Raw genomic sequence first — 7,037 nt, 5'->3', positions numbered from 1 at the left:
AGGCCCTGACAACAGGCCCCAGGGGCCACAAAATAGGGCGATTGACGCTTCGTTTTCAAGAAATCGCACTGTCATCAGCCTCGGCTGGCGTTTTGACGGCACTTGTTCAGCGTAGCCCTAAGCTGTTTTCTGTCCAAGTGAAGTAGCCGTAGCCACCAAAGAGCTTACCCATCTTGCGGGTGCTGGGGCTACTTCCATTGGAAATCTGAGTGATGGTGGCTGCACGCACGTAGTCACCGAAACACCCTGCCTCTTTTGAACTGCGCTTGACCCACACAGCGAACCGCATCCAGTCGTCTAACCGCATCCGTAACCCGCTGTCGGCCAATCCGTTTTGTTGGCGGTCTTGAACGTACAAGCCCGTTTTAGCCGCACCCATTGGATTCAAGATTTGTTCCTGAATCCACTGGCTCCATGTTGTACCCGTAGCGCGGCTGACCATGATGCCCAGCACGTAGGGGTCTGTACTTTTGTAGGTAGACACTTCACCCGGTTTGAAATCTGAGAATACGCCCTTCGCGGCTTTGGCAATACGATCCTCCGTCACCAAGTTAACCAGATTCAGATTGCCACGACCCCATTCTTTGAACTGCTCAGGTGTCCATACTGAACTGTCCGGGTTGGGGTCAGCCGCACCGGATGCCATGCGCAGCAAATCTCGCACAGTAGCATTGCCCAGTGCCTTGCCATTGAGTTCCGGCATGATGTCACTGACCTTGGTTTCCAGCTTGAGCTTTCCTGCGCAAATGGCCTGACCAACGGCCATAGCTGTGACCGTCTTGCCCATGGAGAAGCCAAAGAAGACTGAATCAGCGTCCGCAGGCGCTTTTGTCTCTGAATACAGCACCGTGTCACCATCCATCAAAACAAACGCTTTGGCAGGCCGATTTGCCACCAATGCGCGTGCTCTATCAATGATGACTTGCTCCGCTGTCGTGGGCGTGCGCTTTTGAAGCTGAACAGGCATGGGGCTCGGCTTGGTTTCATACCACCACGGGTTGCCTTTTTTGACCAACAGCCATTCGTCAGGAGCGGCGGCATTGCCGTCAGCATAGGGGTTGTTTTGGGCGAAGGCTTGACCACAAAGCAATGCGACAGTAGCCGCCATCAAGGAAATCTTCTTGTTCATGCGAAGTCTTTCAAAAATCAATTAATGGTTCATTTCGATGCTGATGGAGTTTCGACATCCGAAAGAGAAATGCTCACCACGTTGTCCATCGTCACCCCTCCTTCAGGCATGTACTTTTTGCCGATAACCAAGTCAGCTTTGGCTCCGATCAGTGGTACAAAGCCCCTTGGTCCTTCAGCCCATGATTGACAACCCTTTGTATCGGTGCAAATCGCAGTCTGGTTATTGCCGTTGGCATCAACGTATTTCAGTTGACAGGTGTCACCGCATTCAAACGCCTGCAACGTCACGCCGGAAACGTTGCGCTTGGGTGCGGCTTTGGCGGCTGCGATTTCCGCCTCCGCTGATGGTGTTGCCGTAACCTTGAAATCGTTGGTGGTTGTGGCACTTACTTGCTTAAAGACTCCCATGTTGCCAAGTGCAGATACCAAATCAACAACACCCTTGAACCCGCGCATTTCAACCAAGTGCTCCTTCTTGTCGTCGGTCATTTGTGACGTGTACTGAATTTCTGTTGATACGACCAGACCATTTACTTTCAGGTCGCGGGTTGCAGGATCACGCAACATTGCATTTCTGAATATGGGGTTTTCCATCGGCACTTTTGCTGCGGGTGGCAACTCGGCTTCAAGCACGGCATCGCATGTAACCTTACCCACTTTTTCATCGGTTGCAGCGGTACGTATAGTGCTGACCACCAATTTGACATCCTGCTTCATCTTCTCCAACAATGAGGCATCTTCGCCGGGTTCATTTTGCTTTTCTGCCAGTGACTTATGGAAGATGCGCTTCACCAGGTCGATGGATTTTTCGTCTGAACATTGCGGGGGTTTGTTTCCGCAGGCTACTAGCATGGACATCAAAAGACTGGCGCAAAGTAGTTTTGCTTTCATTTGCAAATACTCCTACTTTTTGAGCGCCAGAATGATTGCCAAAACGACTAGACCCAGCGCAGCCAAGGCACCTGAGGAGCTGTCGCTGTTCAAGATGTACATGAACCACGGCAAGGTCGCGATCATTAACCCGGTTTTGATGTTTTTCGGAAAGGTTTTGACCTCTCCGGTTTTCCCTTTGTAGAAAATATCTCCAGTCATCGCAAGAAGACTGGCTATGGGGGTGAAGCTGATGAGGCACAGCAATACCAACCATCGACGGCGGAACCACGGCACGGCGGAATAGCCTTGTGGTGAGTCAGAAAAGTTATTGGCAATGGCCTTGGCGCTGACCGGGCTTGCGATGTTTTGGGGCGCACCACATTTTGGGCAGGTCACTGCGGTCTCGTGTATTTGTACGCCGCAGCCACGGCAATGAACAAAGTTGGTCATAGAAAATCTCCCTTGAGTTGTTAAAGATTGCCGATACAGATCAACAGGCTGATGCCTGCTGTCACCAGTCCGATCACGGCGGTTGATTTACTGGGGTTTTGTTGATGAAGGCTGAGTGCGCCGCAAACCAGTGCAAGCAGTGAGAGCGCGGTTCCGCCGACAAAAGCGTCGTGATCCCATGCGGCATCAGCGAGCAATAAGGAAATAACCATGAGTACGCCAATCACGCACGCCACGATGGCAAGTGCGGGGCTGCCTGCCACCGCTCCGGTGGTTAGCTGTTGTTGTGCTCCGCAATGCGGGCAGGAAATGGCATCAGCATGGATACTTTTTCCGCATCCTCTGCAATAAACGGGGTTGATGATTTTGTTGATGTGTTCATCGTCTGGAGCTTTCATGATGATGTTTCATGCCTAACTATTGTGTTCTTTAGCGCACATTTTCGCATGTTTTGTGTTGTTTAAGACGTGGTGCTATACGGCCCAAATGGTGAACCTATGGGGCATGAAAACTGCCAACCAAGGAACCATCCCGACTCTGAAAAAGGTCTCGCTTCAAGATAAAGAAAGCGAGATGCCGATTCGACTGCCCAACGAGGTAACGAAAGCGATTGGTCAGAGCGTTTCGAGTCACCGCAAGGCGGCCGGAATGTCACAAGAGACGCTGGCTCACGAAGGAGAAATCGAGCGTTCGAGAATTTCCAAAATCGAGACCGGGCGAGTAAACGTTTCGCTCATGACGCTGGCTACGATTTGCTACTGCTTAAAAATCACCTTGGCCGAGCTATTTGTGGACATCAAAGTAACCATGCCGCCTGTTGCCAAAGGTGGCGTATCTCGCCGACTCAACTATTCAGGATCGGTACGCAATCTGGCGAAAAAATCGCCACGCAAACAAACCACGTCAGCGGCCAAACTCAAAGCTGGCTAAGACCATTCCGAAAACCGAAACCGAACCGCTGACACTATTCGGCACTGGTCGGTCGCAAAATCACCGGACTCGTAAAGCCAAATAACGGGCTTGCTCGTTGCTTTGCCTTTGGGCGACTGGCTCAGTTCATCGGCAGACTTTCCAGCACGGCTACCGGGGCCAGTGATCGGCACGCGGAGCCTTGCGTTATGTGGCCTGTAACTCGGTTCACTGGCCGATGGGTCGAGCAACAGAATCGTGTCTGGTCGCGTTTCACGTCCAGCAACCAAACCCTCGATACCTAGTGCCAGTGACCAATGTTTGGATATGGAGTTCTTGGCGTTGGCAGTAACAATGGCTACCAATTCGCCGCGCATCAAACAATCCACCACCCAGTGGTCTAAGCCGCCGTCTTTGCTTTCACGTAGGGTCAAGTTAAGCGGCAGATTGAGTGAGTCAACCAGCGTGACGAATTCATGTGCGTGAACACCTGAAAAGTACGTGTGACTAAATGCTGACCAGACAAGCGCCGGAATTCCGTGCTTCCTTCTTGATAGATTTTCAAGCGCCGAACTTTTCGCTAGATCAAAAATTACAAGCAGGGAGAGGAACACCATCAAGCCGCAACAACCATCTGTTCTGCCTTGAAAAAACGTCACATGCGCTGGCAGTTGTCTTTGACTTGTTTTCACAGCCAGGTAGTGCGAGGTTTGCAGCTTTGGGTAATAGCGTTGGAACCTGTATGAAACGACGGCGGTTGACTTGGATTTGTGAGCCGTCATATCAATAATCTTCAGGCAAAAGTACGGTGGTACAGCGTCGGATTCCGTCATCGTCAGCAGCGTCCGTTATCAGCCATAGGCTTGGTAGTTCCGAACGTTTTGAATGTGACGTGGCTTTCAGTTTTTCAGGTGTAACCAAGCGGTACACCGACATGATTCGTGAGCCGTCTTTCAGCGCCAGTTCATTCAGTTCAGCGTCTTCTTTGCATACGTCACCCCAGTCACCATGAAGGTGGCGGTTGACGATAAACGCCGCACTGAATCCGGTTTTCTCCAGCAGTGCAAGCGCACCCGGTGTAGCAACGCACTGTCCCAGTTGGAGCTTCGCGGCATTGGTGATGATGGTCACGGGTGGCTTTGGTTGTGCCGTGTCTGTATTGGTGTCGTGGTGGGTCATGGTCTTCTCCGAGTTGTAAAAAAATGGACGTGGCAAAGCCTCGGCATTGGCTATCCGATACGTCGCGTTGGTGTTGAAAGTCAGTGGAGTGGCGTTACTGCGTCAGCACAGCAATATGTCACTCAACATTTAAGCGGCGTTTGAATACGACACTGCAACCGTCTAATCGCTTCAACTCGCGCCCGTTGCGACTGCTGACAACCGTGTACGGCATGCAGCGATATTCAAAGCCATTGCAATCACTGCGCCAATCGCATGCGCGGCAGATATTTCCAAGGCCAGCAGTCACAACGTCGCTTTTGAGTACCGCAACAAAGCCCGGAGGGGCTTCGTCCGGGTCAAGAATTCCGAGTTCAGATTTCCGCATTTTTGTTCCCGAAGTTGAGCAACACGGCATGCGCCTATGCCGAAGCTGCGTAAAGTGCTTTCATCACTGCATGAACATCAAGCGGCTTGTTGGCTTGACAGCATTTCAGCGCAGCGCGTTTGATCGTTTCTCGCACGCCGTCAACCGTAAGGCGGCCAGCCAATGACGAATAGAACGATGGCAGCATTCGATGCCCTCCGGTGAACCAACTCACCAATGCATTGATGTGAAGGGAATTCAATGGACGACTTAACACAGCGCATTCATATGCTTCGGCTATGTCCTTGGGCAGAATTTCATACAGGTAGCCGATGGGTGTTGCGCCGTCGTCGAGCAAGTCGAAATCTTGTTCTTGCTCCAGAATGCCTGCCAGCAGTGCCTCGTGTGAGCGGAACGGCGTTTCCAGCAGCGTGACAAACTCATCGGTCAGTGCAAATATATCGCGCAAAGTGCATCTCTGGTTGAAGACGGCAGCATCAACGAATCTCAAAGAAACGAGTGTTGACGGCGCTGCAAACATGGCCTCAACCTCAGCAAGCGGCACGTCTAGCAAAACGGATACAGCGCGGTTGCGATGCATGTTGTCCGCCACGCCGATGTGGGACAGTGCAATTTTGAGGCTACTGGACTCGTCTTTGGTCAAGCTGTGAATGCAGCATTTTGAATAGGCCAATGCCAAGAATTTGATAGCCGTATCGTTCAGATTCAACAACTTTTGCAGTAGCGCCAGCTTGGATGACACGATGCACAGCACAGGTGTCTCCGGCATCAGCACTGTCGCCAATTGGGAGGCTAGTTCTTGTGGTTCGGTTCGCGGCTCGATTTTGTGATCAGGCTTGAGCAAAAAACGCGGCACATTGGTTGCCAATTCGGGTGGTTGCGATAGTCCCAAATCTTTCCAAAAATGACGACGAACGGTGTGGGCGCAATACTGCAAATCCTCGCCGTAGGGGCTGCTCACAATCTCGACCAATTTAGTGCCCAGTCGGTGCATGGCTTGACGCTCGATGCAGAATTGGAATCGCAGATTGTCGGGGTGCGGCACAAGGCTATGGCTGTCGAAGCAGGCGGCTTCGCGGATAGTGGCAAAGGCTTGAGTCAGGGATTCATCGAGGCACATGGTTTTTCTCCATGACCCTGCATACCGTTGTGCCCGTCAGGGCTGGCGGTGGCACAGGATCAGTCAGGGGTTCAGGGATGCAAACGACCACAGACGTGACGAAACGTCCTGATGCGTTGAAGGCTCAGGAACACGGTCTGAAGGTGCTCGAATGCGGGGTGGGATTTCAGTGCAGCCAAATTGTCTCGGGCTGCGGCCCCAAAACAGAACGATTGGGGTGGTTTCAAACAAGCAAAAGTCTGCTTGCTCGCTGTCAGTTGTCAGCAGTCAAAATCCGGTCAAAACGGCTGTTTTGCGAAGTTGGCTACCGATAGCTCCATTTTATACGATTTTACGCATAAAAGCCATCAAAAATAGCTCATTGACCATCTAAAAGTGGTGTTTTTACCCCCAAACACGCCCCATTGAGCCCCTCAATGCGGTCAAAAAAGTGCTTCATGGTGATCGGCCAGCCAAACCACGAAAATGGTCAATTTGCTTAAATTTTGAGCATTTTTGGAGTTTTCTTGGATTTCTTGTCTAAATCTGACTTTGAGCGTAAAATCGGTGCAATATTTACGCTCATTTTTTGATGGTCGAATCGACATGAAATTTTCGTCAGACGAGCTTATTCCGTTTTCTGAGGCGCGCTCAGGCATGTCCAAGGTGATTGAGAAAGTGCTGGCAGGCCGTGAGTTCGTGGTCACGAGGCACAGCAAGATGACCGTTGCGATCATCACTGCGTCGCAACTCTTTCAGTTCCGCGAAATGGAGCGGGAACTGAGTGAGTATCTGGACTCCATCGACGACGAAAAGAGTGGCGATGATGTCAAAGATAAGCTTGCGGCCTTGAGACGGCGCGTAGTGACAAAACAAGCGGATTTTGCGACTTACAGTAACAACGTGGCGAACGACAAGACAGTCACCGAAAGCGATCAAGCACAAGAGCTAAAAGATGAACAAGGGACTAAATGACGGTCAGCACAAAACGCCCATCGGTTGAATTGACCGCAGTCCTGAATTTTGGGG

The 7,037-nt window shown here is 51.4% G+C and carries 10 protein-coding genes; 2 read left to right on the top strand and 8 right to left on the bottom strand.

Annotated elements, in window-relative coordinates:
• Positions 1-106 precede the first annotated feature (106 nt).
• Genes AC097N_RS06580 through AC097N_RS06565 form a run of 4 tightly spaced genes read right to left on the bottom strand, consistent with a single transcriptional unit; the run spans position 107 to position 2,852 of the window.
• On the bottom strand, positions 107-1,129 hold the full coding sequence (locus AC097N_RS06580) for a serine hydrolase domain-containing protein (protein WP_479580088.1): 1,023 nt from the start codon (positions 1,127-1,129) through the stop codon (positions 107-109).
• Between the two features lie 29 nt (positions 1,130-1,158).
• Positions 1,159-2,022 carry a hypothetical protein gene (locus tag AC097N_RS06575; RefSeq protein ID WP_479580087.1) on the bottom strand — a complete coding sequence of 288 codons (864 nt, stop codon included), beginning with the start codon at positions 2,020-2,022 and terminating at the stop codon, positions 1,159-1,161.
• A 12-nt stretch (positions 2,023-2,034) separates the two neighbouring features.
• Positions 2,035-2,454 carry a hypothetical protein gene (locus tag AC097N_RS06570; protein WP_479580086.1) on the bottom strand — a complete coding sequence of 140 codons (420 nt, stop codon included), beginning with the start codon at positions 2,452-2,454 and terminating at the stop codon, positions 2,035-2,037.
• Between the two features lie 20 nt (positions 2,455-2,474).
• Positions 2,475-2,852 carry a hypothetical protein gene (locus AC097N_RS06565; protein WP_479580085.1) on the bottom strand — a complete coding sequence of 126 codons (378 nt, stop codon included), beginning with the start codon at positions 2,850-2,852 and terminating at the stop codon, positions 2,475-2,477.
• 106 nt (positions 2,853-2,958) lie between these two features.
• Between AC097N_RS06565 and AC097N_RS06560 the strand changes: the two genes are divergently transcribed.
• Positions 2,959-3,384: a helix-turn-helix domain-containing protein gene (locus tag AC097N_RS06560; protein ID WP_479580084.1), complete on the top strand. Its 426-nt coding sequence runs from the start codon at positions 2,959-2,961 to the stop codon at positions 3,382-3,384.
• On the opposite strand, the gene AC097N_RS06555 is transcribed toward AC097N_RS06560, so the two are convergent.
• The 4 genes from AC097N_RS06555 to AC097N_RS06540 all read right to left on the bottom strand — a co-directional run bounded on the left by AC097N_RS06555 (position 3,381) and on the right by AC097N_RS06540 (position 6,616).
• A complete protein-coding gene (locus tag AC097N_RS06555) occupies positions 3,381-4,196 on the bottom strand; it encodes a hypothetical protein (RefSeq protein ID WP_479580083.1) in 816 nt (271 codons plus the stop codon). The genes AC097N_RS06560 and AC097N_RS06555 overlap by 4 nt on opposite strands.
• Positions 4,147-4,542 carry a type I restriction endonuclease subunit M gene (locus AC097N_RS06550; RefSeq protein WP_479580082.1) on the bottom strand — a complete coding sequence of 132 codons (396 nt, stop codon included), beginning with the start codon at positions 4,540-4,542 and terminating at the stop codon, positions 4,147-4,149. Before AC097N_RS06550 ends, AC097N_RS06555 begins: the two co-directional genes overlap by 50 nt.
• A gap of 401 nt (positions 4,543-4,943) precedes the next feature.
• On the bottom strand, positions 4,944-6,029 hold the full coding sequence (locus tag AC097N_RS06545; protein ID WP_479580081.1) for a hypothetical protein: 1,086 nt from the start codon (positions 6,027-6,029) through the stop codon (positions 4,944-4,946).
• 422 nt (positions 6,030-6,451) lie between these two features.
• Positions 6,452-6,616 carry a hypothetical protein gene (locus AC097N_RS06540; protein WP_479580080.1) on the bottom strand — a complete coding sequence of 55 codons (165 nt, stop codon included), beginning with the start codon at positions 6,614-6,616 and terminating at the stop codon, positions 6,452-6,454.
• Between AC097N_RS06540 and AC097N_RS06535 the strand changes: the two genes are divergently transcribed.
• Positions 6,615-6,983, top strand: a complete 369-nt coding sequence (locus AC097N_RS06535) for a type II toxin-antitoxin system Phd/YefM family antitoxin (protein WP_479580079.1) — start codon at positions 6,615-6,617, stop codon at positions 6,981-6,983. The two genes, AC097N_RS06540 and AC097N_RS06535, sit on opposite strands and share 2 nt — an antisense overlap.
• Positions 6,984-7,037: the final 54 nt, after the last annotated feature.

The sequence above is a fragment of the Rhodoferax sp. LS1R11 genome (genome assembly GCF_056521395.1).
The sequence above is the reverse complement of the archived record's forward strand: the minus strand, read 5'-3'. Positions and strand labels throughout refer to the sequence as shown.